This is a genomic window from Clostridium sp. M62/1 (assembly GCF_020736365.1).
Taxonomy (GTDB): domain Bacteria; phylum Bacillota; class Clostridia; order Lachnospirales; family Lachnospiraceae; genus Otoolea; species Otoolea saccharolyticum_A.
Window position 1 is genome coordinate 2,552,205 of the sequence record NZ_CP085988.1, and the last position, 24,511, is coordinate 2,576,715.

At 49.3% G+C, this 24,511-nt stretch carries 27 protein-coding genes and 1 pseudogene; 14 read left to right on the plus strand and 14 right to left on the minus strand.

What is annotated here, in order from left to right:
• Nucleotides 1-43: 43 nt before the first annotated feature.
• Genes LK436_RS12000 through LK436_RS12015 form a run of 4 tightly spaced genes read left to right on the plus strand, consistent with a single transcriptional unit; the run spans nt 44 to nt 5,135 of the window.
• Nucleotides 44-3,607 carry a YodL domain-containing protein gene (locus LK436_RS12000; protein ID WP_002569179.1) on the plus strand — a complete coding sequence of 1,188 codons (3,564 nt, stop codon included), beginning with the start codon at nt 44-46 and terminating at the stop codon, nt 3,605-3,607.
• Between the two features lie 3 nt (nt 3,608-3,610).
• Complete coding sequence (locus LK436_RS12005; protein WP_002569180.1) at nt 3,611-4,564, plus strand: hypothetical protein; 954 nt, start codon at nt 3,611-3,613, stop codon at nt 4,562-4,564.
• A 2-nt stretch (nt 4,565-4,566) separates the two neighbouring features.
• Nucleotides 4,567-4,773, plus strand: a complete 207-nt coding sequence (locus tag LK436_RS12010) for a transposon-transfer assisting family protein (RefSeq protein WP_002569181.1) — start codon at nt 4,567-4,569, stop codon at nt 4,771-4,773.
• Nucleotides 4,770-5,135 carry a cysteine-rich VLP domain-containing protein gene (locus LK436_RS12015; protein WP_002569182.1) on the plus strand — a complete coding sequence of 122 codons (366 nt, stop codon included), beginning with the start codon at nt 4,770-4,772 and terminating at the stop codon, nt 5,133-5,135. Before LK436_RS12010 ends, LK436_RS12015 begins: the two co-directional genes overlap by 4 nt.
• A 177-nt stretch (nt 5,136-5,312) precedes the next feature.
• Here the strand turns inward: LK436_RS12015 and LK436_RS12020 are convergent, their stop codons facing one another.
• From LK436_RS12020 to LK436_RS12035, 4 genes are all read right to left on the minus strand, one after another.
• On the minus strand, nt 5,313-5,564 hold the full coding sequence (locus LK436_RS12020; protein ID WP_002569183.1) for a helix-turn-helix domain-containing protein: 252 nt from the start codon (nt 5,562-5,564) through the stop codon (nt 5,313-5,315).
• 63 nt (nt 5,565-5,627) lie between these two features.
• Nucleotides 5,628-6,974 (minus strand): relaxase/mobilization nuclease domain-containing protein, encoded by a 1,347-nt coding sequence (locus tag LK436_RS12025; protein WP_002569184.1) that lies wholly within the window; start codon nt 6,972-6,974, stop codon nt 5,628-5,630.
• A complete protein-coding gene (locus LK436_RS12030; RefSeq protein ID WP_002569185.1) occupies nt 6,935-7,264 on the minus strand; it encodes a plasmid mobilization protein in 330 nt (109 codons plus the stop codon). The genes LK436_RS12025 and LK436_RS12030 overlap by 40 nt, the downstream gene beginning before the upstream one ends.
• 267 nt (nt 7,265-7,531) lie before the next feature.
• Complete coding sequence (locus LK436_RS12035; protein WP_002569186.1) at nt 7,532-7,885, minus strand: helix-turn-helix transcriptional regulator; 354 nt, start codon at nt 7,883-7,885, stop codon at nt 7,532-7,534.
• Between the two features lie 384 nt (nt 7,886-8,269).
• On the opposite strand from LK436_RS12035, the gene LK436_RS12040 reads away from it, so the two are divergent.
• The 6 genes from LK436_RS12040 (at nt 8,270) to LK436_RS12065 (ending at nt 13,103) form a co-directional block, all read left to right on the plus strand.
• Entirely contained in the window at nt 8,270-8,449 is a 180-nt protein-coding gene (locus LK436_RS12040) for a cysteine-rich KTR domain-containing protein (RefSeq protein WP_002588768.1), read from the plus strand.
• 23 nt (nt 8,450-8,472) lie between these two features.
• Nucleotides 8,473-9,462, plus strand: coding sequence for a 23S rRNA (adenine(2503)-C(2))-methyltransferase RlmN (gene rlmN, locus LK436_RS12045; RefSeq protein ID WP_002569187.1), 990 nt, complete (start codon nt 8,473-8,475; stop codon nt 9,460-9,462).
• A 537-nt stretch (nt 9,463-9,999) separates the two neighbouring features.
• Entirely contained in the window at nt 10,000-10,440 is a 441-nt protein-coding gene (locus LK436_RS12050) for an RNA polymerase sigma factor (RefSeq protein WP_002569188.1), read from the plus strand.
• Entirely contained in the window at nt 10,421-10,681 is a 261-nt protein-coding gene (locus LK436_RS12055; RefSeq protein ID WP_002569189.1) for a helix-turn-helix domain-containing protein, read from the plus strand. The genes LK436_RS12050 and LK436_RS12055 overlap by 20 nt, the downstream gene beginning before the upstream one ends.
• Nucleotides 10,682-11,098: 417 nt before the next feature.
• Complete coding sequence (locus tag LK436_RS12060) at nt 11,099-11,326, plus strand: transposon-encoded TnpW family protein (protein ID WP_004613661.1); 228 nt, start codon at nt 11,099-11,101, stop codon at nt 11,324-11,326.
• Nucleotides 11,327-11,426: 100 nt separating this feature from the next.
• Nucleotides 11,427-13,103: a recombinase family protein gene (locus tag LK436_RS12065; RefSeq protein WP_002569190.1), complete on the plus strand. Its 1,677-nt coding sequence runs from the start codon at nt 11,427-11,429 to the stop codon at nt 13,101-13,103.
• 63 nt (nt 13,104-13,166) lie between these two features.
• Here the strand turns inward: LK436_RS12065 and LK436_RS12070 are convergent.
• From LK436_RS12070 to LK436_RS12090, 5 genes and pseudogenes are all read right to left on the minus strand, one after another.
• Nucleotides 13,167-13,310, minus strand: a pseudogene (locus LK436_RS12070) (recombinase family protein); the annotation flags it as partial.
• A gap of 146 nt (nt 13,311-13,456) precedes the next feature.
• Nucleotides 13,457-13,651 carry a hypothetical protein gene (locus LK436_RS12075; protein WP_002334813.1) on the minus strand — a complete coding sequence of 65 codons (195 nt, stop codon included), beginning with the start codon at nt 13,649-13,651 and terminating at the stop codon, nt 13,457-13,459.
• A 72-nt stretch (nt 13,652-13,723) separates the two neighbouring features.
• Nucleotides 13,724-14,668 carry a MobV family relaxase gene (mobV, locus tag LK436_RS12080; protein ID WP_008395975.1) on the minus strand — a complete coding sequence of 315 codons (945 nt, stop codon included), beginning with the start codon at nt 14,666-14,668 and terminating at the stop codon, nt 13,724-13,726.
• Nucleotides 14,669-14,851: 183 nt separating this feature from the next.
• Complete coding sequence (locus LK436_RS12085; RefSeq protein WP_008395976.1) at nt 14,852-15,247, minus strand: replication initiator protein A; 396 nt, start codon at nt 15,245-15,247, stop codon at nt 14,852-14,854.
• Nucleotides 15,248-15,358: 111 nt separating this feature from the next.
• A complete protein-coding gene (locus tag LK436_RS12090; RefSeq protein ID WP_044930679.1) occupies nt 15,359-15,772 on the minus strand; it encodes a cysteine-rich VLP domain-containing protein in 414 nt (137 codons plus the stop codon).
• Nucleotides 15,773-16,253: 481 nt separating this feature from the next.
• Between LK436_RS12090 and mtnN the strand changes: the two genes are divergently transcribed.
• The 4 genes from mtnN (at nt 16,254) to LK436_RS12110 (ending at nt 19,385) form a co-directional block, all read left to right on the plus strand.
• Nucleotides 16,254-16,949, plus strand: a complete 696-nt coding sequence (gene mtnN, locus LK436_RS12095) for a 5'-methylthioadenosine/S-adenosylhomocysteine nucleosidase (RefSeq protein WP_008395978.1) — start codon at nt 16,254-16,256, stop codon at nt 16,947-16,949.
• Between the two features lie 43 nt (nt 16,950-16,992).
• A complete protein-coding gene (locus tag LK436_RS12100; protein WP_008395979.1) occupies nt 16,993-17,793 on the plus strand; it encodes a helix-turn-helix domain-containing protein in 801 nt (266 codons plus the stop codon).
• Between the two features lie 36 nt (nt 17,794-17,829).
• A complete protein-coding gene (locus LK436_RS12105) occupies nt 17,830-18,345 on the plus strand; it encodes a hypothetical protein (protein ID WP_015573183.1) in 516 nt (171 codons plus the stop codon).
• A 173-nt stretch (nt 18,346-18,518) separates the two neighbouring features.
• On the plus strand, nt 18,519-19,385 hold the full coding sequence (locus LK436_RS12110; protein ID WP_001255868.1) for an aminoglycoside 6-adenylyltransferase AadE: 867 nt from the start codon (nt 18,519-18,521) through the stop codon (nt 19,383-19,385).
• Nucleotides 19,386-19,998: 613 nt separating this feature from the next.
• Here LK436_RS12110 and LK436_RS12115 read toward each other — a convergent pair.
• The 5 genes from LK436_RS12115 to LK436_RS12135 form a co-directional block, all read right to left on the minus strand.
• On the minus strand, nt 19,999-21,000 hold the full coding sequence (locus LK436_RS12115) for a linear amide C-N hydrolase (protein WP_008395982.1): 1,002 nt from the start codon (nt 20,998-21,000) through the stop codon (nt 19,999-20,001).
• A 165-nt stretch (nt 21,001-21,165) separates the two neighbouring features.
• Complete coding sequence (locus LK436_RS12120) at nt 21,166-21,795, minus strand: histidine phosphatase family protein (protein ID WP_008395983.1); 630 nt, start codon at nt 21,793-21,795, stop codon at nt 21,166-21,168.
• A gap of 12 nt (nt 21,796-21,807) precedes the next feature.
• Nucleotides 21,808-22,341: a sigma-70 domain-containing protein gene (locus LK436_RS12125; protein WP_008395984.1), complete on the minus strand. Its 534-nt coding sequence runs from the start codon at nt 22,339-22,341 to the stop codon at nt 21,808-21,810.
• Nucleotides 22,342-22,421: 80 nt separating this feature from the next.
• Complete coding sequence (locus LK436_RS12130; RefSeq protein WP_008395985.1) at nt 22,422-23,360, minus strand: M14 family metallopeptidase; 939 nt, start codon at nt 23,358-23,360, stop codon at nt 22,422-22,424.
• The gene (locus LK436_RS12135) at nt 23,357-24,304 is read right to left on the minus strand and encodes a M14 family metallopeptidase (RefSeq protein ID WP_008395986.1); all 948 of its coding nucleotides are present in this window, start codon (nt 24,302-24,304) and stop codon (nt 23,357-23,359) included. Before LK436_RS12135 ends, LK436_RS12130 begins: the two co-directional genes overlap by 4 nt.
• Nucleotides 24,305-24,511: the final 207 nt, after the last annotated feature.

Here is a 24,511-nt window from a genome sequence, read left to right on the forward strand (position 1 = left end):
AAAAGCGCGGCGGTGCGCCGCCATTTCAGAAAGGAGCGAATGAATGGAAAAGAAAAAAGGTTACTCCATGTTTGAGCGTGACAAGTTAGACCCGGCTGACAGTATGCGGATAGAGCGAAATATTTATTTTGAGGAACAGACCGCTGACCTTTCCGGGCTTACCGCCCTGCCCTTAGAACAGTTACAGGCATTGCGGGAAGAATACGCGGCGGCTGAACAGGCAGCTTTTGAAGCCTTGCAAGAACAGGCGGCGGCATGGGACGAACAGGCGGGAAAGACCCTTGCCATTGACAAAGCCATTGAGTATGTGAGGACACCCGAAGCTACGCATACCGCGAACCAGTGGGAAGCTACGGACTACGGGAAGCACATCAGCAACCGCGTCTACCAAATGCGCTACCACATATCCGAGAATACCCGGTATGACAGGGAAAAAGAGAAATCCATTCCCTATTCGTGGACGCTTTCATGGAGTATTTACACCAACAGCCCCCACAATTACGGACAGGCAAAAATCGCCGGACAGGAAAGGAAAGTCTTTGCAGACAAGGCAGCTATGGAAAAATATCTGAATGGGCGTATCAAAGCCTATCAGCATTTATTCACCGAGGTATCGCCGCCTATCCCGCCAGAGTATGCAGAGCATTTCAAAGTAAACGGGCAGCTTTTACCGGGCTATGCTATCGAGGGCGAGGAACGGGCGCAGCCTACCGCTGAAAAAGCAGCCCCCACCACAGCAGAGCCGCCACAGGACACCGAACAGAGAAAGGAGCGTGAAACCATAAACGAGCAGTTTTCAATTCTTATCGACAGCCGCAGCCGCTTTGAAACAGGCAAACCGGGCGGCGTGTGGCTTCCCATGCCGACCACAACAGAGCAGCTTCATGCGGCTATGGAAAGCGTCGGCATTACCGCAGACAATCCGCAGGATTTTTTCATCAACGGGTATTCTTCTACGGAGGACTGCCCCTTTGACTTGCCGCTTTCCGTTATCCAAAGCGCAAGCATGGACGAGCTGAATTATTTTGGAAAACTTCTGGAAATGCAGAGTGACGGGGACAAGGATAAATTTGCGGCGGCGGTTACACATGGCGAGTATGCCGGAAGCATGAAAGACCTTATCAACCTTGCACAAAACCTTGACTGTTACTGGCTCTATCCCACTGTCCGCAGCGAAGAAGATTACGGTTATTATCTTATCGACGAACTGGACGAGCTGGAGCTTCCCGAAGAAGCAAAGAAATATTTCAAGTATGAAGAATACGGGCGGGACGCAGTTAGCAAGGATAAGGGGCAGTTTACCGAACAGGGCTATATCTATAACAATCAGAACACCTTTACCGAATGGTATCGGGGAACGGAAAACGAGATACCCAAAGAATACCGCGTTATGAGCTTCCCACAGCCGGAACGCGGCGGACAGGACAAGACCTTTATGGACGCAGCCGCCACAGAGCAGACCGCCCGAACCGCCGCAGAGCAGCCACAGGAGCCGCACCCGGTTATCCCTATCGTGCTGACAGCCGGGAAGCCCGCCGAGAAATTAAAAGAGATTACCGACCGTCTGGAACAGGGCATTACGGAACTCTTTGACAGCGAGCGTTACAAGGAATATCTGAAAGTCATGTCAAAATTCCATAATTACAGCTTCCGAAACACCGTCCTTATCGCCATGCAGAAGCCGGACGCTTCCCTTTTGGCGGGCTTTTCCGCTTGGAAGAACAACTTTGAGCGAAATGTGATGAGAGGGCAAAAGGGAATTAAAATCATTGCCCCGTCGCCCTATAAAATCAAACAGGAAATGCAGAAAATCGACCCGCACACGCAGAAGCCCATAATCGGCAAGGACGGAAAGCCCGTCACCGAGGAAAAGGAAATCACCATACCCGCCTACAAGGTGGTATCCGTCTTTGACGTTTCCCAGACCGAGGGAAAGGAACTGCCGGACATTGCCGTTGACGAACTGACAGGCGACGTTGACCGCTATAAGGACTTTTTCGCAGCCCTTGAAAAGACTTCCCCCGTTCCTATCGCCTTTGAGAATATCGAGGGCGGCTCTCATGGCTACTACCACTTGGAGGACAAGCGCATTGCTATCAACGAGGGCATGAGCGAATTACAGACCTTAAAGACCGCCATTCACGAAATCGCCCATGCGAAGCTGCACGACATTGACCTCAACGCGCCAAAGGACGAGCAACCCCGCGTTGACCGCCGCACCCGCGAAGTCGAAGCGGAAAGCGTCGCCTATACCGTCTGCCAACATTACGGGCTTGACACGTCGGACTATTCTTTCGGCTATGTCGCCGGGTGGAGCAGCGGGCGGGAGCTGTCCGAGCTGAAAAGCTCCCTTGAAACGATACGCAGCGCAGCCGCCGAGATTATCAATTCCATAGACGCGAATTTTGCGGAGCTGCAAAAGGCACAGGACAAGGAGCAGACCGCCGGACAGGAGCAGCCCACCAGAGAGGGACAAGAAGCCGCGCCACAGCCGGAAGCCCCGAAAAAAGCAGATACAGCCGGGAAAGAAAAGCCGGAAGCAGCCCCGAAAGAAGCCTTTACCCCGGAAACGATTTACAGAGTGCGCCGGAACCCTTACAGCGACAGCCGGGAAAACAGCCACCTCTTGCAAGCCTATGTGACACAGGAGAACGGGCGGGCGAAAATGGGCGACGTGCTTTATACGGGAACGCCGGAGAAATGCCGCGAGCTTATGGGGCAGCTCAAAAGCGGCGAGCTGACCGAGGGCGACGTAAAGCAGCTTTACGCAAAGGCACAGGAAACGGCGCAGACCACCGGACAGGACAAGGACACCTTTTCCATTTACCAGATAAAGGGCGGGGACGAAACAAGGGACTTCCGCTTTGAGCCTTACGACCGCCTGCAGGCGGCGGGAAATGTGGTTGATAAAGCGAACTATGAGCTTGTCTATTCCGCGCCCCTTGCGCCGGAAACTTCCCTTGAAGATATTTATACCCGCTTCAATATCGACCACCCAAAAGATTTTAAGGGACACAGCCTTTCCGTTTCGGACGTGGTAGTGCTTCATCAGAACGGACAGGACACCGCGCATTACGTTGACAGCGTAGGCTTCCGGCAAGTGCCGGAGTTTTTACAGGAGCAGAAGCAGCTTACCCCGGACGAGCTGACAACGGGCGAAACAATCCAGACACCGAGGGGGACTTTCCATGTGACCGCCATGAGCCGGGAGCAGATAGAAGCCGCCGGATATGGCTTTCACCACCAGTCGGACGACGGAAAGTATCTGATTATGGGGAACGGGACGCGGGCGTTTGCTGTTGCCGCAGAGCAGCCGGAAAAGGCAAACCCCTTGAAGCATATCGAGGACACCGTAGAGCAGAACGACAACAACTTTGACGGTATCATCAACAACACCCCTACCGTTGACGAACTGGAAGCAAAGGTTAAGGCGGGAGAAACAATTTCCCTTGTTGACCTGGCTAACGCGGTCAAAGCCGACAAAGAGCGCGGCAAGGAAGCGAAGCCGGAAAAGAAGCCCTCTATCCGGGCGCAGCTTAGGGCTGACAAGGAAAAGGCGCAGAAGAAAAACGCAAAGCAGAAATTACAGGATTTGGAAAGGAGCTGACCCATGCCGAAACAGAGTAAATTTGAGAACGTGGATTTGTTCGCTTCCCTCAATGCGGTTATGAAGCAGAACACAGGCTTTTACCAGAGCGACTTGGAGATTGACAAGGAGATTATCGCAAAGGCGGCGGCAAGCCCCCGCAAGGAGGACAAGACCCTTTTGTGGTTCTGCCGCCCGTCCGGGACGCATTGCTTCCGGGAGCGCGACGTTTTCCTCAAAGACACCGCGCCCCACAACACATGGCGTTTCTACATGGAGCAGACGAGCGACCGCGTCCTTGCCTATGCAATCGAGCTAACGGGGACGGAGCGCGGGAAAATCAAGGGCAATCTGTACGAACTGGACTACGCTAAACATTATGAGCGCGTCAAGGAAAAGGAGCTGCCCGCCGATACGGTGAAGCTGATTTATGAGCATGGGGAACGGGAGATACCCGCCGGACAGTTTTTCAACGGCAATCCCGATTATGAGCTTGGAAAGTTTGAACGCTTTGAAGCCGTACCCAACGACCCGGACGCGCTGCAATCGCTCTTACAGGAAGAACGGCGCAGCCGGGAGCAGCTTCCGCCGGGGGATTTCAAGGCGCATATCGCCGCATTGCGGGACGGGCTGATTGAAACGGAAGCGCGGCGCATTGTACGGGAAATGAAGCGGCACGACACGCCGAACAGCCCCAACAAGACCCATTTCATGGTAGAGCTTTCCCCGGCGTTCATGCAGCTTGCAGCCACAAAGGACACTGACCGCCTTTTCTCCATGCTGCCCTACAAGACCCTTGCCTTTTCCAAAATCGAGGGCAGACATGGGACGTATGCGCTGATTGACAAGGGGGAGAACCGGGACAGGAAGATAAGGAAGCCCCGCCCCTCTATCCGGGCGCAGCTTAAAGCAGACAAGGCAAAGACCGCCCCGAAAAAGGCGGCGGCAAAAACAAAAAATCACGATATGGAGGTATGAGCATGATTAGACTGACTGTTGAAGAAACAAACCTTTTGAGCATTTACAACGAGGGCGGCAAGCGGGCTTTGATTGAGAATGTCAACGCCGCGCTGCCCTACATGGACGCGGATATGCGGGAGCTTGCAAAGCGCACCCTTTCCAAAGTGGACGCTTTGACCGAAGCGGAATTTGCAGAGCTTCCCATTTACGCCGCTGATGAAGTATGAACGGGGTTAAGCGGCTGACGCCGCCCCAGAGCCGGAAAGTCAACGCCCTTGTGCGCCGGACGTGCTGCAATTATGATAACGGGAACTGTATCTTACTGGACGACGGGGACGAGTGCGTTTGTCCGCAGCTCATTTCCTATTCGCTTCTCTGCAAGTGGTTCCGGGCTGCGGTGCTTCCCGCCGACAGGCTACTCTATGCGGAGCTTTACCAGACAGGGGACAAGAAGAAGTGTACCGAGTGCGGCGCGTTCTTTGCGTCAACCTCTAACAGTGTCAAATACTGCCCCGTCTGCCGGAAGCGTATCACCCGCAGACAAGCTGCCGAGCGCATGAGGAAAAGACGCACCCCTGTTACGCAGTAGGTGCGGAAAATCCCTTGATTTACAGGGCTTTCCGGGCGTGAAAATCGGATAGGCGATACTTTATACCTTTACCCCCGAAAATGGCGTTCTACTGCGTAACATTCACGAAAACAGCACCCATAAAAAGACAGGGCGCGGAAGTCATATACTGGCTTCCGCGCCCTGTTCTTTTTTTGCCTATCTGACATTTCCCTTTTCCATTTCTTCAAGCGGGAACTGCGGGAGGGCTTCTATCAGCTTCTTTGTGATAGACTGGCGCATATCTTCGTTGATTTCCTGTTTCGTGCTTCCGTCTGGCTGTCTGACCGCTACCGTCGATAGCCTGTCGATTTCGTCCTTGTAGCAATCCACGACTTTCTCCACCGCCCATTTCTCCCCGGCAACGGCGGCGCGTATGGTTTCATATTCCGGCATTTTCTGGTTTTCCATGCTCAACGCTCCTCTGCTTTTTGATAGCCCTATCATAGCACAGCGGCGGGGATTTTGCTATCCTTATCCGCGTTCTGTTTCCTTTTCCCGTTCCGGCTGTCTGTCTGCCTGTAAAATGCTGTCAATGTTCTGCTTGATAATATCATATTCCCGGACTTTCTTTTTCAATTTTCCATAGTCGGCGTAAAGGGCTTCTTTCTGCGCTTGGAGGGCTTCATACTCCGATTGCAGCGCGGCGAGGTTCGGGAGCTTCGCAATGCCCGCCGCTTTCAGTGACCTTACGGCGGCTTCATGGAGGATAATTGCCTGTTCCTGTCCGGCGCGGTACTTCTCCCTGTTCCTTGCCTTGCGGTATGCGTCATAGACAGGCTTTGTCTTTTGATAGGTGGAAACATTCTTGATAAGCACCGCCATTTCCGCAAGCCGCTTTTCGGCGTTCTTCAATGCGTCTGCCGCCTGTCCGCTTTCCGCTGCCATTTCCTCAATCCGGCTGACTAAATCCGCGTACTGCTCAATCTTATGTTCCGTCAAGAAATTCATTGTTTTAGCTGCCTGTTTCAGATTGTGGATTTTCGCCCACTGTTCATAGCCCTTACTCTGCGCTGCCTTGATACTGTTCTCAATGTCGATAAGCAGCGACACGCCGCGCTGCTCTCTGGGAGCTTTCGCCACCTTTGTCCGTCTGCCCGCTATCCGTTCCCTTACGGCTTCCTCTGTATAGTCTGCGCCGAGGGTTTTAAGGCGGGTGAAGCGTTCCTGTCCGGGGGCGCGGCATGATACATATTTCCCCGGCTTTATCTCATAGCCCGCCGCCTGTAACCGCGTTAGCAATTCCTCAAAACTGGAAACTTGGGGGATAAGCGCGTCAACAGTGGTTTTCAGCTTGCCTTTCCAACTTGTACCCGTCTTTTCTGCCTGGTACTCCGCATAGCTCTTTCCCTTGCTGCCCTTGCCGGGGACGACAACGGACAAGCCATTTTCCCGGCACAGCTTGTCGCTCATGTTCCGTATGCCGTAATAGCTCCTTTTGTTGGAATTGTATTTATGGTGGTCTACAAAGTTCACCGCGCAAAAAATGATATGGTTATGGACGTGTCCTTTGTCAATGTGCGTCGTGAGTACATACTCATGCTGCCCCTTTGTTACCGCGTCGGCAAGCTGCTTTCCGATTTCATGGGCTTTCTGATAATCGACTTCCCCCGGCTCAAAGGACTGTATCAGATGAAAGGCTAAATTGTTCCCCTTTTGGAGTGCTTGCGACAGGGTATATTCAAACTCAATATCTGCCGTTTCATAGGAGCAACCGAAAGAGGACACAAGCATTTTCCCGTCCGTCTTGTCCGGGTTTTCGATATAGTCAAGGGCTTTGCTTAGAGTGCTTTTAATAGGCTTAATCTTTGTAACCGCCATATCTCCGCAAGCACCCCCTTTATTTCCTCTATGTCCTCTTGGTATGCGTTCCCCGTCGCGTTTACGCGGCGTGCTATCTGGTTGACGTTGACACCGATTTTCTGTATCTCTGCGGTCATAGCCTTTATATCGGCGTGGTCTATCTGAATGATATACCCGTCAATGGCAATCTTCCGCAGATACGCCGCCATGTTCCGGGTGGGTACGAGCTTCATTTTTTCCAGTATTAAATCCCGTTCCGCTTCCGTCACTCTGAATTTGATTTGCACTGTCCTTTTGCGTCCGTCCATGTGTTCGCTCCTTTCCTTTCCGTTCCGAGGGTTTGGGACACTTCCCAACAAGCAATTTTCAACCGACGCGCCGCAGCGCGGGAGGGCGAAAATACGGAAGTGGTACCCGCTTCCTATGCTTGCTACGAATGTTTTTATCCTTTAGGCTCTTATCACCTACTACGGAGAAAAAGCGATTTTGCCAAACTTACGCAAAAGAAAAACGCTGCAACCTCAAAAAAGATTACAACGCTTTCTAAATCCTGTTCAGTTTTAAGTCGGACATTCCTATTCGCCCTCTTTTTCGACTTCGGAAATCTCCTTTGCCGTTGCGGTTACAATCCGTATGCCTGTATCGCTCATACCGTCAAGAAGCGCGTCAAGCTGCCGCCGCTGCGTGTTCTTCTCCGGCGGCGTTTCTAAAAGGAATTGGTCTACGGATATATGGTAACGCTGTATCAGCTCAAAGAATATCTGTAAACTTGGGTGCTGCCCCTTGTTCTCAATGTTCGCAAGGTAGCGCGGCGAGATAAACATTTCGTCGCCTACTTTCTTGCGGCTCTCCTTGCATCCCTCACGCGCTGCCTTTATCGCTGCCCCAAAAGCCTTAAAGTCGTATCGTGGTACTGGTCTTTTTGCCATAGTTATTCACCCTATTACATTTTACTGTTCCCCTTTCTTCTTGGATATGTCTACGTAGTTCTATCAGTTAGCCAAAATAATTCATATATATATATGTTGACAACAAGCTGCTTTTGTATATAATATTATATAAAAGGGGGGGAATGTTTATGTTACATAGCATGCGTATTCGATAAGCATTGAAATCAAAAAAGATTTTTCCCATTTTCAATATGGGCTTTTTTGTCATGCTTATTTTGCGTATGCTATACAACAAAACTAACGACGTATAGACATAGTATAAAAACTATGCCTTAATTTTGTTGTAGTATTATATGTATAAATGCAGGTCAATGCTCATGTTGAGAATTGACCTGCATTTTTTTGCGCAAAAGGAGAAATATTATGCTTGAAAAATATTGGATAAAATGTCCAATTTGTAACGGAAAGACGAGGGTTCAAGTATTTTATAATACGGTATTAAGAAATTTTCCTCTTTTCTGCCCTAAATGTAAATTAACGCATATCGTTGATGTTGAAAAACTAGAAATCATAATCAAAAACTCTGAAAAACAAACTTTTTAATTTTGAAAAGGAAGGATATTTAAATGAAACACTTACCTAAAAGTACACCTACGGAAATATTGAATGACCCATACGGATTTACTTACAAAGAAATGTCGGAAGTAATTGGAGAGGATAAAGCAAGAGCCTTATATACGGAATTGTATAAACAGCCATTTCACAAAGAAAATCTATCAATATCAACAAAAAAAGTCTATAAAAGTAGCGATACTGAAAAGTATGTTTATGAATTGAAAGATAACAGGTATATTGAAACGGTTTTTATTAAACGGCGAGATGGTGGGACTGTTTGCGTAAGTACGCAAGTTGGTTGTTCTGTTGGCTGTATTTTTTGTGAGTCCGGACGCAATGGTTTTGTTCGTAATCTAACACCGTCTGAAATTGTGCAGCAGGTTGTATTGATACGTCAAAAAGTAAATCGTATCGTTTTTATGGGAATGGGAGAACCTTTATTCAATTACGACAACTTGATTGCAGCAATCCATATTCTTCGAGATAGAAATGGACTTAACTTTCCAACCGACGGCATTACCGTATCAACAGTTGGTCCAGTTAATCAATTAAAAAAATTGCGCGAAGAACATCTAAAAATTCAGTTGACAATATCTTTACATGCAGCAACACAGGCTGCGAGAAACTGTATCATTCCTCATATGCACATGTACGCTATTGAAGATGTTGTTAAGCAAGCATTGTCCTATTCTCAAAGGCATAATCGAAAAGTGGTATTTGCGTATTTGCTTTTACCAGGTATAAATGACCGTTCCTCAGATATAAGGCAACTTGCAAAATGGTTTAAGGGCAAAAATGTTATGATTAACGTGCTGCAATACAACCCGACGAGTAATTCAAAAATTAGAGCACCACAAAAACAAGAAATGGTTGCGTTCAAACATCAATTAGAGCAAACAGGACTTGAAGTTACCATGAGAGTTTCTCATGGTAGAGAGATTAAAGCAGCTTGTGGACAGTTAGCTAATACATATAATAAAGCCAAAAAACAACAGAAATAATTTAATTAAAAGAGCCAGACGCACAGACGCAGAGCCGATAATATGCAGTTTGAAATACTGCTGTTATCGGCTCTTTTTTGATTTTAATTTGTGCCCCTAATAACCATATTGGAGCAAAATCAGAACTGTTGCTTGTCGTTCTTTGATTTCCGCAGCAGCTTTGAAAAATCAAAGCCGCCGTTTCTTTTTATCTTCTAATGAAATGACGCGGTATCACTGTTGAAATCGGCGGCTAAAGGAGGTAGCCGCCATGAAGCAAAAAGCATATCGACAAAATCCGACAGTTATTGACTTATCAAAAAAAGCCCGCCCACCACCGGGGGAAACTACGCTTATATATATGAACTGTCTAATCATCTGGATACTGCTTACAATGCCTATGCGCCCGTCCGGGCTTTTCGGACGGGCGCATTTTGTACGTTCAAAAAATTTTTGAAGAAATTTCAAAAAATCTTCGGCGTTTTTGAAAAACGCCGTATTGCCCCGCGAAAAGGGGGGAAGCACCACCAACTTTCCAACGAGAAAGGAGGTGAGAATGTGGAACCTAATAGCAGGGAGTTTTACAAACAGTGTGCTTTTCAGAAGTTTTGTAATACGGTATTGCACAATGAAGCTTGCGACACCCATAGAGAACTTCGCAGACACAAGGCAAAGGAAGTGACCTTTTCCGACATGACCTTAGACGAAGCGCGGCAGCTTCATACGTTTGATGAATATTTCAAACGTGAAGCCGCCGAAACCGTCTTTGAGAAAGCCGGGAAGAAAATCACGCCAAAGCTGCTTCTTGAAGCAATCCGTACTTTGCCGGAAGAAAAGCGCAAAGCCATATTGCTGTATTACTTCGAGGGAATGAACGATACCGAGATTGCGGAGCTGTTCAACACGTCGAGAAGCACGATACAGTACAGGCGGACAAGCTCTTTTGAGAAATTAAGAAAATATCTGGAGGAAAATGCTGATGAATGGGACGAATGGTAACGAACCCGGCTACCCGGAAAATGCCCTTGTTCCTTATCCTGTCATTGTGGCAGCGACAAAGGGCGACCCGGACGCCATGAAGATTGTCTTGCAGCATTTCAGCGGCTACATAGCCCGCCTCTCCATGCGGAAGCTGTACGACGAGCGCGGGAACGTCTATTTTGGCGTAGACCACGACATTCGGGAACGGCTGCAAGCAAAACTGATGATGGCTGTCCTCACCTTTAAGGCAGAGGAATAAACCGCAGCGGCGGCGGGACGCTTTCTCTCTCCCCCTTTTCCGTTCCGCTGCTGACGCGGCAGCAAAGCCATTCTGAACCTTGACAAAGAAAGCGGCGCAAGATAACGGCGGCGCAGCATAGGGCAAATCGGATACGTTCCTTTTGCGCCGAGCCATACGGCGGGTGCGCCATGACGCTATCCGGGTGAGGTTATCCCCGCCCGGACAGCCGAGCGACCAACACCGCGCCGGAAAGCAAGTGTAGCGGCTTGCGGGCGACGACACGCAGAATATACAATGATACTTCCTTACAGCCACAGTCCGAGCGTTAAGAGCGTCGCAGGCAATGGGTAGGGCGGCATGAGAACCATGCCGGGGTGAAATTCCCATGAGGTTATGCTAATAACCGTCCGATTAAAGCCTTTGTTTTATTGAATAGTGGACTTGCTGCTATTCATAGACTATATTATATGTTTGCGAAAGAAAGGGGGATTTTCTTTGACGCAAAACCAAACGCCCGTTACCACAACGGAGCATAAAATAGGAAAAGTTACTTACCTTGTATGTTCGTCCGCAAGTGAACGCGCAACGGACACACTGGATAAAAAGATAAAAAAACTCATTCGCAAAGACATGGAACTGAACCCCGCAAACGCCCGGAAATAGGGCGTTTCTTCACATTTTATACATGACACAGGCAGCGGTATGTGGTATAATATAGACAGTACAAATACCATGCTTGTCTGTCGTCGGAAAGGAGGACAAAATGTTACAGACAGACAAGATTACCGCTTTATATTGCAGATTGAGCCAGGAAGATATGCAAGCCGGGGAAAGCGAGAGCATACAGAACCAAAAACTGATTTTACAAAAGTATGCTGACGAACACCACTTTTTCAACACGCGCTTTTTCGTAGACGACGGATTTTCCGGCGTGAGCTTTGAGCGTGAGGGGCTTCAAGCCATGCTGCATGAGGTTGAAGCCGGGAACGTGGCGACCGTCATAACAAAAGACCTTTCCCGTCTGGGACGTAATTATCTGAAAACCGGGGAGCTGATAGAGATTGTCTTTCCCGAATATGAAGTGCGCTACATTGCCATTAACGACGGTGTAGACACAGCAAGGGAAGATAACGAGTTTACCCCTCTGCGGAACTGGTTCAACGAGTTTTACGCCCGCGACACCTCAAAGAAAATCCGGGCTGTCAAACAGGCAAAGGCGCAGAAAGGCGAGCGCGTCAACGGCGAAGCTCCTTACGGCTACCTTATCGACCCGGATAACCGCAATCATCTGATACCCGACCCGGAAACGGCGCACGTCGTAAAACAGATTTTTGCAATGTATGTACGGGGCGACCGTATGTGTGAAATCCAGAACTGGCTGCGGGACAATGAAATACTGACCGTCGGGGAACTGCGCTACCGCAGGACAGGGAGCAAACGCCACCCCCGCCCACAGCTCAACGCATGGTACAACTGGCCGGATAAGACGCTGTACGACATTCTGACAAGGAAAGAATATTTAGGGCATACCATAACCGGGAAAACCTACAAGGTATCTTATAAGTCGAAAAAGACGAAAAAGAACCCGGAGGAAAAAAGGTATTTCTTCCCCAACACTCACGAACCTTTGATTGATGAAGAAACCTTTGAACTTGCACAGAAGCGGATTGCCACCCGGCAACGCCCGACAAAGGTTGATGAAATTGACCTGTTTTCCGGGCTGCTCTTTTGCGGGGACTGCGGCTACAAAATGTATGCAGTACGCGGAGCCGGGACGCTTGAACGGAAACACGCCTACACTTGCGGCAACTACCGCAACCGGGCAAGAAATGATATGCTCTGCACTACGCATTATATCCGCAAAAGCGTATTGAAAGAACTTGTCCTTGCAGACTTGCAGCGAGTAACGTCTTATGTGAAAGAGCATGAACAGGAGTTTATCGAAACAGCCAACGAGTGCAGCGCAAAGGCAGTACAAAAGACGCTGACACAGCAGCGGAAAGAGCTTGACAAGGCGCAGAACCGTATTAACGAGCTGAACATCTTATTCCGCAAGCTCTACGAGGACAACGCTTTAGGGAAACTTTCAGATGAACAATTTGCTTTTCTGACTTCCGGCTATGATGAAGAAAAAAAGACGCTGACCCGGAGGATTGCGGAGCTGTCACAGGAAATCGACAACGCCACCGAGCGCAGCGCGGACGTAAAAAGGTTTGTCGCACTGGTACGCAGATACACAGCGATTGAAGAACTGACCTACGAAAACGTCCATGAATTTATTGACCGTATTCTTATTCACGAACTGGATAAGGAAACGAACACCCGCAAAATCGAAATCTTTTATAGCTTTGTCGGCAGAGTTGATACAGGTGACAAGCCTACCGAAAGTATCTCCTATTTCAGACAGATAGGAGCCGACGTAAAGAGTTATGCTATCTAACATACATCAAAAAGAGGTAAGATAACACCCTCTGCAAAAAAGGTATCGTTATCTTACCTCAACAAAGTTCGTCCCCGACCAGCCATCGTCCACATACTCACCGACTACATGAAGTCCCTGTTCCTTTGCGTACTGTTGCAGGATTGTCCGCTGTGTTTCAATGCTTACGCTGTCACCATAGTTTTCATCGTCCCGGCTCAATCTCATATAAAGCGCCGTGTTGTAAATCGTAGTATTGTAAGGTTGTTTCACCGTTAAAAATCCTCCTTCTTAAAGAAACAACCCACGCTTACAATACTTTTGCTCTATGGCAATTATATCATAAGCGTGGGCGTGTTATCAATGATGGGCTATCAGGTTGAAGCGGCTTTTTCTGCGGTATGCCGCACCACATCTACAATCAGATCACCGAGGGGCTTCCCGCCTGCGGCGAAGTGTTCGGAGATTTTTATACGGTTGTTCCCACATACAAAATACTGCGTGCCGTTCTCTGCTTGTATGACCTGCCCTGTCCGGGGCGTAAAAATATCGCTTTCGCTTTTTGCCATCCAGTGTCCTCCATATTCAGTTTTCAAGGTACAATGCCGCACAGGGGCGGCGAAAATTTCTGCTTATATCTATCACCTTTCCTTTACTGTGTGCCGCTGTTGCCGTTTCACCTGCGCCAGCACTTCCGGCGGGATACGGTCAACGAAATTGCGGAGATTGTGTAATTCGCTTTCCAGCGTTGCCCGTTCCATGCGGTCTTTCATCTTGCCTTGCTCACTGGCCTTTGCCCTTGCTTCCAGCTTTTTGTTTTCTTCCAGCAGGTCATTGATTGTGACCTTGTACTTTTTCAACTGCCCGGAGAAGTTCTCCATCTGCGGGAACCACTTTTTCAGCATGAAGAGGGCTTCCTCTTTTTTCTTTCCGGCGTTCAGCGGGTTAATGCCGTCAAGGGCGGCTTCAATGGCTCTGGCCTGTTTGGAGAGGGAAACCGCCTGTTTGAAAAGCCGGGTGGGGATATGCTTCCGGCCTGTCTTGCTGGCACTCTCCCCACGCTCCAAGTCGGGATATTTCACCACCATATAGGCGTGAAAATCGTCCTGCCACTTCGTCAGGTTTGCCCGGTTGCCGATAATCTCCTTTGCACACAGGCGGTTGTCCTTTGTCAGCGGAACAAAGGTCAAATGCAGGTGGGGCGTTTTCTCGTCCATGTGTACCACCGCCGACACGATATTTTCCCGTCCTACCCGGCCAATGAGGAAATCTGCCGCCCTTTGGAAGAACGCCTGTATCTCCTTTGGAGATTTCCCCTTGAAAAACTCCGGGCTGGCGGTTATCAGCGTATCGACAAACCGTGTGCTGTCCTTGCGGGTTCGGCATCCGGCCTGCTCGATACGGCTCTGAATGAAGTGGTAATAGCGTCCCTCCGGCTTGACGATATGGAAATTGTATTTGCTCCGGCTTGTGTCAATGTCGGGGTTACTGGCGTATTGTTCTTTCTGCCTTTCGTGATGGGCTTCCAGCGGCCTTGCCGGGTTGCCCTTGTGCTTCTCAAACCGCAAAATTGCGTGTTGTGCCATTCTGCTCCTTTCCCCATTCCTTTCCTATCCTGGGTTTTCCACAGGGAAAATCCTGCCAGAATTATCTCTGATACGATAGGAATGGAATGGATATAAATAAATCATTTTAATCTTTGTATTTCTATATACCGTCCGGTTTTCGTACTTTAGGGGGGCGGTTTCCGTACTTCAAGGGTACGGTTTTCAGTCCTCCGGCGTACCAGAACGGGATTTCTTGAAGTCGGTGTTTGGAACCGCTTCATAGGATTTTGGAAAAATGCGGTTGGGTTTTCCACAGCCCTGCTTCTGGATCTCCACCAGTCCGGCGTATTGCAGTTCCCGCAGGGTGTTCACCGCTTTCTGCCGCCCACAGTGGAGCAGGTCAACCACTTCGCAGATAGGGTAATACAGGAAAATCCGTCCGCAGTCATCCGCCCACCCATTCTTGCGGGATAACTCTGTCCGGCGCAGGATAAAGGTGTACAGAACCTTTGCCTCGTTAGACAGGGGCTTGAATGTGGGGGCTTCAAAGAGAAAATTCGGGAGCCGGGTGAAGCTGAACGCCTTTTCCGGCTGATGAATGTAAATCGTGTTTGTCATATCGTGTTTTGTGGACGGTTAGAAGCCCGTTTTCCGGGGCGGGCGATACTTTATACCACCTGCCCCGGTTTGGGGCTTGCGGAGCCTAATAAATCAAGGCTTTTTTCGCTCCTAACTGTCCACAGCAGACCTCCTTTTCCGTTCACTTTCTGTTTTCTGCCGCCTGTGAACTCTGGCGGCACAGCCGGGGCAGTATTTTGCCCGGTTGGATTTGGGGACGAACACACCGCCGCAGACCACACAGCGTTTCAAGTCCTTATCCCGGAAAATCTCCGCTTCCAGCGTCCCGTCCAGCGGCAAGACCGCCCAGCGGAACCACTTACAGCAGACCGAGAAAGAAACTGTCTGCGGGCAGGTGCAGGTGTCCCCATCATCAAGGACAATGCAGTTGCCGTCCTCACAGCAACAGCACTCCTGGCGTATCAGGCTGGCCGCCTGTTTCCTTTGCGCCGGTGTCATGCGGTAAAGGGAACCGTCCGGCCTGCGTTCCAGCGGCGGCAAGTCTTTATAGGGGTTATCTCTCATGCGTTCCCTCCATTTTGCTTTCCGTTGCCGTTCTCCCCGAAAAGGTTTCTTGCCCCATGCCTGCGGCGTGTTCCCAACAGGGGCCCCCGCAAAGTCGTCAGACTTTGTGGGGAGAGGAGCCGCAGCGGAGCGAGTGAGCTTTCGCCCTCTGGCGGAAGCGAATGATACGCAGCTTGCGGCGACGAGGCACGCTCCCCGCAACTTCGGGACAACTTGTCCCGAAGTGACCTCTGGACAAAGTGTCCAGAAGCTGGCTCCTTGCAGTGCTTCCCCAGCCGGGGTATTCCTTTTTGGACGGTCATTCTGTTTTCAAGGTGCTGTCCATCGATGAACTACCCTAAGTCTACACCTAAATGACCGCCCGTCCCGTATATCCGAAAGGTAGGAAATCGGCTTAAAAAACAGGCTATTTCCGTGCTCTCGGAATTATGGTAAAATAAACATAAAAATTGGCTTTCAAGCCATAGGAGGACAATAATCTATGAAAATCGGAATTTTATGTGCGGGTGACGAAGAACTCGCCCCATTTTTGCCCTTGATAAGCAACTGTAAGATAACGGAAAAAGCTATGCTGAAATTCCATGCTGGACAGATTGATAGTGTAGAAGTTGTCGCCCTGTTTTCCGGCGTGTGCAAAGTAAATGCCGCCATAGCCGCTCAGCTTTTGATAGATGTATTTTGCGTGGATATAATTATCAATTCAGGGACAGCGGGCGGTATGGAGCCAGAACTTGAAATATTCGATACAGTTATCTCCACAGAAGTTTGTTACCACGATGTAGCGCCAGACATTTTAACGGAATTTCATCCGTGGATGAATTCTGTGTTTTTTGTGGCAGACCCAAAGCTGATAGATATGTCAAAGTCTGCTGTTGACAAGCTTTCAACTTCTGGAAAGGTAGTTTGGGGCCGTATGGTAACGGGAGAATCGTTTATAACCGATGAGAGCCGGCAAAAAATAAACGATGAATTTGCTCCCTTGACGGTTGACATGGAAACTGCCAGTATCGCTCATGTCTGCTATGCAAATGACATACCGTTTATCGCCATTCGGTGTGTGACCGATACTGAAAAACACAGCGGAGTTGATAATTTTGACGGAAACTGTGCAAAAGCATCAAGTATTGCCAAAGATATTACGGTTGCTTTATTAAGAGAAATCAAAAAGTCGTGGTAAGATTGGATGATATTTTAGAACAGAGGACAGAGGGGGGGAGAGTATGGCCCTAACTATTCAAGAACGACTAAAAGACCTGCGTGTGGAGCGTGGCTTGACGCTGGAACAGCTTGCGGAACAGACGCACCTCTCCAAATCTGCGCTTGGCAGCTATGAAGCGGACGAGTATAAGGACATCAGCCACTATGCCCTTATTGAGTTAGCAAAGTTTTACGAAGTGACTGTTGATTATCTGCTGGGCCGTTCCCAAACAAAAAATCACCCAAACGCCGATCTTGCAGACCTGCGTTTGAGCGACGATATGATTGAACTATTGAAAAGCGGGCGGGTGGACAATTCCCTCTTGTGTGAACTGGCGACCCACCCGGATTTTCCCCGGCTCATGGCCGACCTTGAAATCTATGTGAACGGCGTAGCGGGAAAGCAGGTGCAGAGCGCAAACGCCATTGTGGACGCTGTGAGTGCAACGATTATGAAACAACACAATCCCGGCTTGACTGACCCACAGCTGCGACAGCTTATCGCCGCCCATATTGACGATGACAGCTTTTGCCGCTATGTGATACAGCAGGACATAAACAAGATAGCCTTCGACCTGCGGGAAGCCCACAAGGACGATTTTTTCAGCGTCCCGGAGGACAATCCTCTGGAAGATTTTTTGCAGACCGCAGAGGAAACCACCAGAGAGGACAGCGACCCGGAGCAGGCGGCTATGGCATTTATCTGTAAGCGGCTCAAGCTGAACTATGGGAAACTGTCAGAGGAAGAAAAGAAGTGGTTGAAAAAGATTGCACAGAAATCGGATTTGCTGAAAAATCCAAAGCCGCAGCGGGGACGCAAGTAAGAGAATAATAAATCAGATTATATGGAGGTATTGGTTATGAAAAAGTGGTTACTGATAATTTCAGCGACTGTTATTTGCGTTGCTGCCGCTTTTTTATATTTCTTTAGTTTAACTCCCAAAGGAGATACCATTACCAGCAGAGAAAGCATATTGAACACCGCAATTTCAAAAGGGAATGAATGGACTATCGCAAAAGAACTGGAACTTGGCGGTTATATCGTGAGTGGAGCATACAGTACAGATAATAAATCTACACTTGCTATCTTTGAACCAACAGGAAATGGAGACTACAAATTTAGTACATCAACAAACCGAAATAGTGATGAGATTATTGTCGGTGGCGTTGCAATAAACGGAGAATGGTATGATTTAATTTGGTTTAATGGTGCTAAAACAGAGTATGCTGAAATCACTTATACAATAAATGGACAAGTGCAAGATACATTGAGATACAACACAGATGATATGGATATTATCTCAATTAAAAACCCAGAAAAAGAGTATTCCATTCATGTGGCTTACTATGACAATGATGGAAATAAATACGAATAAATTGTTTTTCATCGAGAAAATAGCAAAGCCAGCCGAGCCAGTCAACGGTCAAGATGAACGGCGCATTTCATGCGCCGCCGTTGACAGTCCCGCCCGTCTTTGCTAAAGGGTAATCAAGGCGGGAAAGCCCTAAAATGGCTTCACACCTATTTCAATAATTGGAGGAGATAAAAATGAGATCAGAAAAGGAAGTTTATGATATTGTTTTGAATTTTGCAAAAACAGACAAACGCATTCGCATGGTTACTTTGGAAGGATCTAGAACAAATACAAATATTCCGCCTGATGATTTTCAGGATTTTGATATTACTTTTTTTGTTACGGATATGGACAGCTTCACAAGTGATGATAAATGGCTAGATATATTTGGTGAAAGGTTGATTCTGCAAAAGCCGGAAGATATGGAATTATTTCCAGCTGTAGAAAAGGGATTTTCATATTTAATGCTGTTTACTGATGATGTTAAGATAGATTTAACTTTGCTGCCGCTGGAACTGATAGACGAGTATTTTACATGGGATAAACTGGTAAAGTTACTGTTGGATAAAGACAACCGTATCGTAAAGCCGCCAATACCAACGGATATAGACTACCACTTGCAGAAGCCTACTCAAAGAATGTTTGACGATTGCTGTAATGAATTTTGGAATACTACAACATATGTAGTAAAGGGCTTATGCCGCAAAGAAATTCTTTTTGCTATTGACCATATGAATGATATAGTACGAAAAGAATTGCTTCGCATGATTTCCTGGCTGATTGGTATCAAACAGGGATTTCATTTCAGTTTGGGAAAAAACTATAAATTTATGAAGCAATATGTCCCAGAGGAATTGTGGGAACGACTTATGTCTACTTATAATATGGATTCCTATCCCCATATGTGGGAATCCTTTGAACAATGTATGGCATTGTTCCGGGAGGTTTCGTCAGAAGTGGCATGCCAGTTGGATTACCAGTATCCACTATATGATGAAAAAATCAGTAATTATGTGATTCGGCAAAAGAAAAAATATGGCATTGAAGATGATAACAAATAAAATTTTTTCAATCGAAAAAATTTATTTTGATTATTCAATTTTGAAAAACTGAATACCTCAAAATCAGAAAGAGCGCGGCCAAGCACTTTGAGGGATTGGCCGCCTTGTCCACCCATCCAGCGGGGCGGCGGGCGGCGGTCAAGGCCGGGTGTAACCCCGTTCATTTCAGCCTTGACGGTTGCCCGCTGTCCTGCTACTTTTCCGGGAGTGTGGCCACAACTTCGGGACACTTTGTCCACAAGTCGGAGCGTAGGACGAGGGACGGGGGCTTTCATATACGCCCTGTCTGCTGATGAAACCAGACCTGCGCTTGCGGCTCCACGCCACGCAAGCACAGCCCTGTTTTCTTGCCGCTTCAAATCTTGCCGCTTCAAATGCCCTTGCCCTCCCCGGCGGCAACGGCATTTTCACGACAACGCCGACAGAGCGTATAACACACTACACTTTGCTTCGCAAAGTCGTGTGCCAAATGGGGGCGTTGCCCCCTTTGGAAACCCCCACAAGAAAAGGCGATATGCTACCCCTCCACGGGGCGCATACCGCCTTTTCTTGTTATCCAGCCCTCCGGCTGTATTGGTTGAGCAAAAGTCAGCGTGGGATTGGTGTGGTATCTTTATCTAAGTGAACCCCCTCTGTCATACTCAGTGATGGTTCCCGGTTCGCTTACTCTGACCATGCCAAGGGGGAAGGCCGCACTGTCGAACAGGCGAAGCATCCTGGCCACTCCCTCCTCCTCATTTCGGCCTTTTTCACAGTATTTTTTCAGGAAGGAAAGTCTCACGAACCGCGACGGGGAGGACCAGTCTCCCGGAAGGCCCTTCATGCCGCCCCCTGAGAAGCACTGTTCAAGGCTGTCCCCGTTGATGTGCAGGGTATCATAGTCCAGGTCCCGAAGCCCCGCATAGGTCAGGAGATTCGTCCGATGCCACGGGTAACCTGGACTGTTGGTCATCACTCCCATGGTGTTTCGGTAAATATGAAGCCCTTCCCTATCCGGCTCCACGATCACAGATTCTCCGGTTCGGTCAGCGAACATCCAGTGAAGAGTGGGAACCATTCCTAGCATCGGTGCACCGGACAGGGTAATATTTTCCTGAAGCTCCCTCACCACCTCCTCCACATTCCTGCACCTTCCAAGCAGATAGGTGATCAGAAACGGAGGCTGCACAGGCCTGGTACCGGGACGGCATTCTCTCTCAAAATGGGCAAAGCCCCTGTAGTAGAGCTGTCCCCCCATCAGCCCCTCCTCATTGATCCCCTCATAGAGGGCCGGCGTAGATTTTAACAGCAGGGAGCCGATCCCCACCGCCCCGTAGATGGTTTCCGTTCTGGTGTCCTCCCTGAGTGTGTTCTCAAGGCTCGTCCCATAAGTGTAAAATACCGTTTTCCGTGGGAGAAAGGTCACTCTCGTCCCCTCTGCCAGCCGGTTAAAATCGAGATTTCTTCCCCAGAGGTGCTGTCCATCGGCAGTTTCCCAGCTGAAGGCGCTGCATCCCCCATGGAGGGATGACAGAAATGCTTCGGCTGCTTTCCTGCCCTCCAAACACTCTTTCCCGTCTGCGGACAGAACGCTCCTGTCTGCTCTTTCTGTTTCCGTTTTCTTTTTACTGGTCATGTAATTCCCCCTGCGGCCTTCTTCTGCCGCTGTCTCTCCTATCTCTCCTGTCTTCCTGCTTTTTTCCAGTCTTCTGACGCCCGTGTTCCGGCTTCTTTCATCTGCTGACTTTTTCTGATCATTTGTCTCTGCAGAATTTCTTCTGCTAGTTTCCCCTCTTCTGCCTTATTTTATGCCGTCGTCTGAGCAGGATTTTCCCAGATGGCTCACATCATTGAGGCAGAGGAGCCTTCCCTCTCCTGTCTTCCTGTCATATTCCACTGTGGTGATGCTGGCGTTTTTCACAATGATCTCATTTTTCTCCTGCCTCTTTCGGATCAGCCATAATACCGCAAAGACCAGAATTCCCCCATGGGCTACCAGGGCGACATCTCCCCTGGCCTCCCCGATGATCCGCTCCATGGCTTTGGATATGCGGGCCTGACAGTCCTCCCGCCGCTCCCCTCCTGTAGGAGCATGCTCTGCCGGATTTTTGTCCCAGAGGGCAAAATCTTCAGGGTAGCGCTCTTCAATCTCACTCCATGTCATCCCCTCCCAGAACCCGAAATCCACCTCTCTGAGCCCCTCCTCGGCAATGACAGAAAGTCCCTGCCGCCCTGCCACACATTCAGCCGTCTGATAGGCCCGCTTTAAAGGACTCGCATATACGGCCGTCACCGGGTATCTTTCCATAGCCTCTGCCAGAAGCTCCGCCTGCAGGAGGCCTGTCTCATTTAACGGGATGTCCGTCTTCCCCTGAATTTTCCCTTCACTGTTCCACAAGGTCTGTCCGTGCCGGATCAGATACAGCTTCATCTGCAGGCCTCCTTATTCTCCGCTGACGCTCATAGCGTCCAGGGTCAGCTTCATAATATCCTTGATCTCCTCCACCGTCATCTTCATGCGTGCAGCCAGCTCCTCCACCGTCGCCTCGCGGCCCAGCTCCTCAGCCATTTGGGCAGAGATGTCCTTTAACACATTCACTCTCGCAAGCATCTCCTCCTCGATTTTCTGCTCTGTATCCTGAATATCAAGGGCAGTCTCCAGAGCCTCGCGGATACGTTCCTCCGCCTGTGCCCGGAAATTTCCCCCCTCGTATTCGGAAACCAGAAGCAGAAGGGCCATATTGGCCTCCTGAACCAGATCCCCTGCCGGAAGTCCCCTGTCTCTGTACTCCTCGGAAAGTTCGGCAGCCATGGCCAGGCAGCCCTCAATCAGGCGCTTTTTTGCCCTCTCGTTTCCTGACAGGAGCTCCTCGGAAAGCTCCTCCATCTCATCCTCAGTGCAGGGAATGATGCAGTCCATCTCATCCTGGTACATCTGGTAAAAATCCTTTTCCTCAAAGGCTCTGTCCTCTCTCATGGTATCTCTCCTTTTCTATTCTTTTCTTGCGCATTTCCCGTTGGCTGTTTCTGTCTTTCCTGCGCGTCAGACTCCTGCTTCTACGCATGGAGCCTTCTGATAATCTTAAAAATAACCTCCCCTTCAAACACAAGAGGCTTCGTGTGGGCATAGAATACGATTCCATCCGTAGGCGCAAGGACCTGGCTCACAATCTCCCCTGTTCCGGGATCTATGATCGTGGCCATCACATCGCCGCAGGAAACCTCTGTCCCGGGATTTTTCTCTCTGATGAAGAATCCCGGCGCACTGGTAATCACATTGGCCAGATCTTCCTCTGTGATCACACTGGCAATGTAGCCGCTGTGGCTGTTGTACCGGATGATCCCCATTCTGGTCAGGAAGCGGAGCACCGACGAGGCTGACTGGATAGCCGCCTCCTGATCAATATTCTCCGTCGCCGCCGTGTAGACGGAAAAAGCGCTGGTTCCCTCTAACTGCCAGTTATAGTTGAGGGACGCCGTATCATAAGCCGATGTCCGCTGGATCATCACGTAGGGGAGGCCAAACAGGTTTGCAAGACTGGGGCTGTGATACCCTGTCTCGAGCATTCTCACATGAGGCACAAACTCTCCCACAGAGTACAGACTTGAAAACTGGATTCCATAACTGTAGCCTCTGACTTTCTCAAACAGAGTGCCGGCCAGCCTCTTCGTAGTTTCCCCCTTCTGATCTCCCGGGAACATCCTGTTTACATCGGAATTATCTGTGGGCCAGAAATGGCGGTTTACGTTGACAGACGGCTGGTTTAAGGACGGAATCACAAGTATCTCATTGTCCCCTGCGATTCCTCCCCTGGATTCAATCTCCTTAAGCATTCTGACAAGCTGAGAGCAGATATAAAGCTGCTGGATCTCCGTCCCCCGCATAGGTCCCACAATACAGGCAGCCTTCTGCCCTCCCCGACCGAACCGGTACCCCTTTATCTGATAGTCCTCCCGGCAGGCCCTCTTCATGGAAAAAATAACTTCTGTTCTCATGGCCTCTGCGCCCCCTCCTCATCAAGTATCCTGGCAATCAGGGAGCCTGTCTCCACCACCGGGTAGGCTCTCAGTGTAAACACAAGGCCGCTGCAGGGAGCATAAAAGGTTTCCTCCACCGTTCCGTCGAGGGGGTTCACAATATCTCCCAGCACTTCTCCCCTCCTGATTCGGCTGCCGTGCTCCGCCTTCGGCACAAAAATTCCCGCTCTCTCCGCATTCAGAAGCTCCACCCTGCCATCCAGGGACACTACAGGCTCCCTCGGCTTCACCGTCTCCCCGTCCCAGATTCCCAGGTCCTTCATCAGACAGAAAATACCGTCTGTCAGCTGCATGCAGTAGCTCTCTGTAATCCTCATTCCCACGCCCATCTCCACCACCAGCGTCGGAACTCCAGCCATATTCAGGCTGTGGGCCAGGGTAGATTCCAGCACCGTGGATGCCGGATGTACCCAGACAAATTCCGTGTTCAGCCTTTTTGCATACTGAACCAGGTTTTCGGATGTGCTGGCATTTAAGCGCACCTGTGGAATCTCCCTGATATAAATATTGCTGGCATGAATATCGATGCACATATCGGCACCTTTTATGTCTTCCAGTATGCTAAATGCTATCTGCTCGGCCACGGACCCGTCCTTTTTTCCGGGAAACAAACGGTTCAGATCCATGTCAAAAAGGGGAACAGCTCTCGTAATGGTATCAATCCCCAAAGGATTCAGCGCAGGATAGATCTCCACAATTCCCTTCAGATGTTCCATCCCTTCCCGGATCCTCCTGTTCAGCTCGTAGCAGACATACTGTCCTTCCAGTTCGTCGCCGTGGGTCCCTGTCACAATACAGATCCTCTTCTCTCTGCCTGTGCGCTTTGGCGGTTCTATGACATTTTTTCTGATTATCAGATTTTCCTCCACCGGAAGTCCCAGTGAGATCACTGTCTTTATCATTCTTCTTCACTCCTGCCCGGAACCTGCCTCCTGTCCGGCTCCGGAATTTCATCTTTTCTGTTCACAGTTTCGTATGTTCTTTGAACGTAACCATTTTATCATCTCGCTTATCAGCCCGATGCGGACATTCGCCTTACAGGGCTCCCTGTGCACGCACAAAGCCCTGCAAGGCTCATTTTATCACATTCACCGAAAAATAGAAATATA

Bases quoted from the DNA above. Each gene is read 5' to 3' on its own strand.
- LK436_RS12015 (WP_002569182.1), top strand. From the start codon at position 4,770: ATGAACGGGGTTAAGCGGCTGACGCCGCCCCAGAGCCGGAAAGTCAAC.
- LK436_RS12065 (WP_002569190.1), top strand. From the start codon at position 11,427: ATGTTACAGACAGACAAGATTACCGCTTTATATTGCAGATTGAGCCAG.
- LK436_RS12010 (WP_002569181.1), top strand. From the start codon at position 4,567: ATGATTAGACTGACTGTTGAAGAAACAAACCTTTTGAGCATTTACAAC.
- LK436_RS12055 (WP_002569189.1), top strand. From the start codon at position 10,421: ATGAATGGGACGAATGGTAACGAACCCGGCTACCCGGAAAATGCCCTT.
- LK436_RS12130 (WP_008395985.1), bottom strand. From the start codon at position 23,360: ATGAGAACAGAAGTTATTTTTTCCATGAAGAGGGCCTGCCGGGAGGAC.
- LK436_RS12105 (WP_015573183.1), top strand. From the start codon at position 17,830: ATGAAAAAGTGGTTACTGATAATTTCAGCGACTGTTATTTGCGTTGCT.
- LK436_RS12030 (WP_002569185.1), bottom strand. From the start codon at position 7,264: ATGGACGGACGCAAAAGGACAGTGCAAATCAAATTCAGAGTGACGGAA.
- LK436_RS12005 (WP_002569180.1), top strand. From the start codon at position 3,611: ATGCCGAAACAGAGTAAATTTGAGAACGTGGATTTGTTCGCTTCCCTC.
- LK436_RS12025 (WP_002569184.1), bottom strand. From the start codon at position 6,974: ATGGCGGTTACAAAGATTAAGCCTATTAAAAGCACTCTAAGCAAAGCC.
- LK436_RS12090 (WP_044930679.1), bottom strand. From the start codon at position 15,772: ATGAGAGATAACCCCTATAAAGACTTGCCGCCGCTGGAACGCAGGCCG.
- LK436_RS12135 (WP_008395986.1), bottom strand. From the start codon at position 24,304: ATGATAAAGACAGTGATCTCACTGGGACTTCCGGTGGAGGAAAATCTG.
- LK436_RS12035 (WP_002569186.1), bottom strand. From the start codon at position 7,885: ATGGCAAAAAGACCAGTACCACGATACGACTTTAAGGCTTTTGGGGCA.
- LK436_RS12020 (WP_002569183.1), bottom strand. From the start codon at position 5,564: ATGGAAAACCAGAAAATGCCGGAATATGAAACCATACGCGCCGCCGTT.
- LK436_RS12120 (WP_008395983.1), bottom strand. From the start codon at position 21,795: ATGAAGCTGTATCTGATCCGGCACGGACAGACCTTGTGGAACAGTGAA.
- LK436_RS12085 (WP_008395976.1), bottom strand. From the start codon at position 15,247: ATGACAAACACGATTTACATTCATCAGCCGGAAAAGGCGTTCAGCTTC.
- LK436_RS12100 (WP_008395979.1), top strand. From the start codon at position 16,993: ATGGCCCTAACTATTCAAGAACGACTAAAAGACCTGCGTGTGGAGCGT.
- LK436_RS12110 (WP_001255868.1), top strand. From the start codon at position 18,519: ATGAGATCAGAAAAGGAAGTTTATGATATTGTTTTGAATTTTGCAAAA.
- LK436_RS12075 (WP_002334813.1), bottom strand. From the start codon at position 13,651: ATGGCAAAAAGCGAAAGCGATATTTTTACGCCCCGGACAGGGCAGGTC.
- LK436_RS12115 (WP_008395982.1), bottom strand. From the start codon at position 21,000: ATGACCAGTAAAAAGAAAACGGAAACAGAAAGAGCAGACAGGAGCGTT.
- rlmN (WP_002569187.1), top strand. From the start codon at position 8,473: ATGAAACACTTACCTAAAAGTACACCTACGGAAATATTGAATGACCCA.
- LK436_RS12040 (WP_002588768.1), top strand. From the start codon at position 8,270: ATGCTTGAAAAATATTGGATAAAATGTCCAATTTGTAACGGAAAGACG.
- mobV (WP_008395975.1), bottom strand. From the start codon at position 14,668: ATGGCACAACACGCAATTTTGCGGTTTGAGAAGCACAAGGGCAACCCG.
- LK436_RS12125 (WP_008395984.1), bottom strand. From the start codon at position 22,341: ATGAGAGAGGACAGAGCCTTTGAGGAAAAGGATTTTTACCAGATGTAC.
- LK436_RS12000 (WP_002569179.1), top strand. From the start codon at position 44: ATGGAAAAGAAAAAAGGTTACTCCATGTTTGAGCGTGACAAGTTAGAC.
- mtnN (WP_008395978.1), top strand. From the start codon at position 16,254: ATGAAAATCGGAATTTTATGTGCGGGTGACGAAGAACTCGCCCCATTT.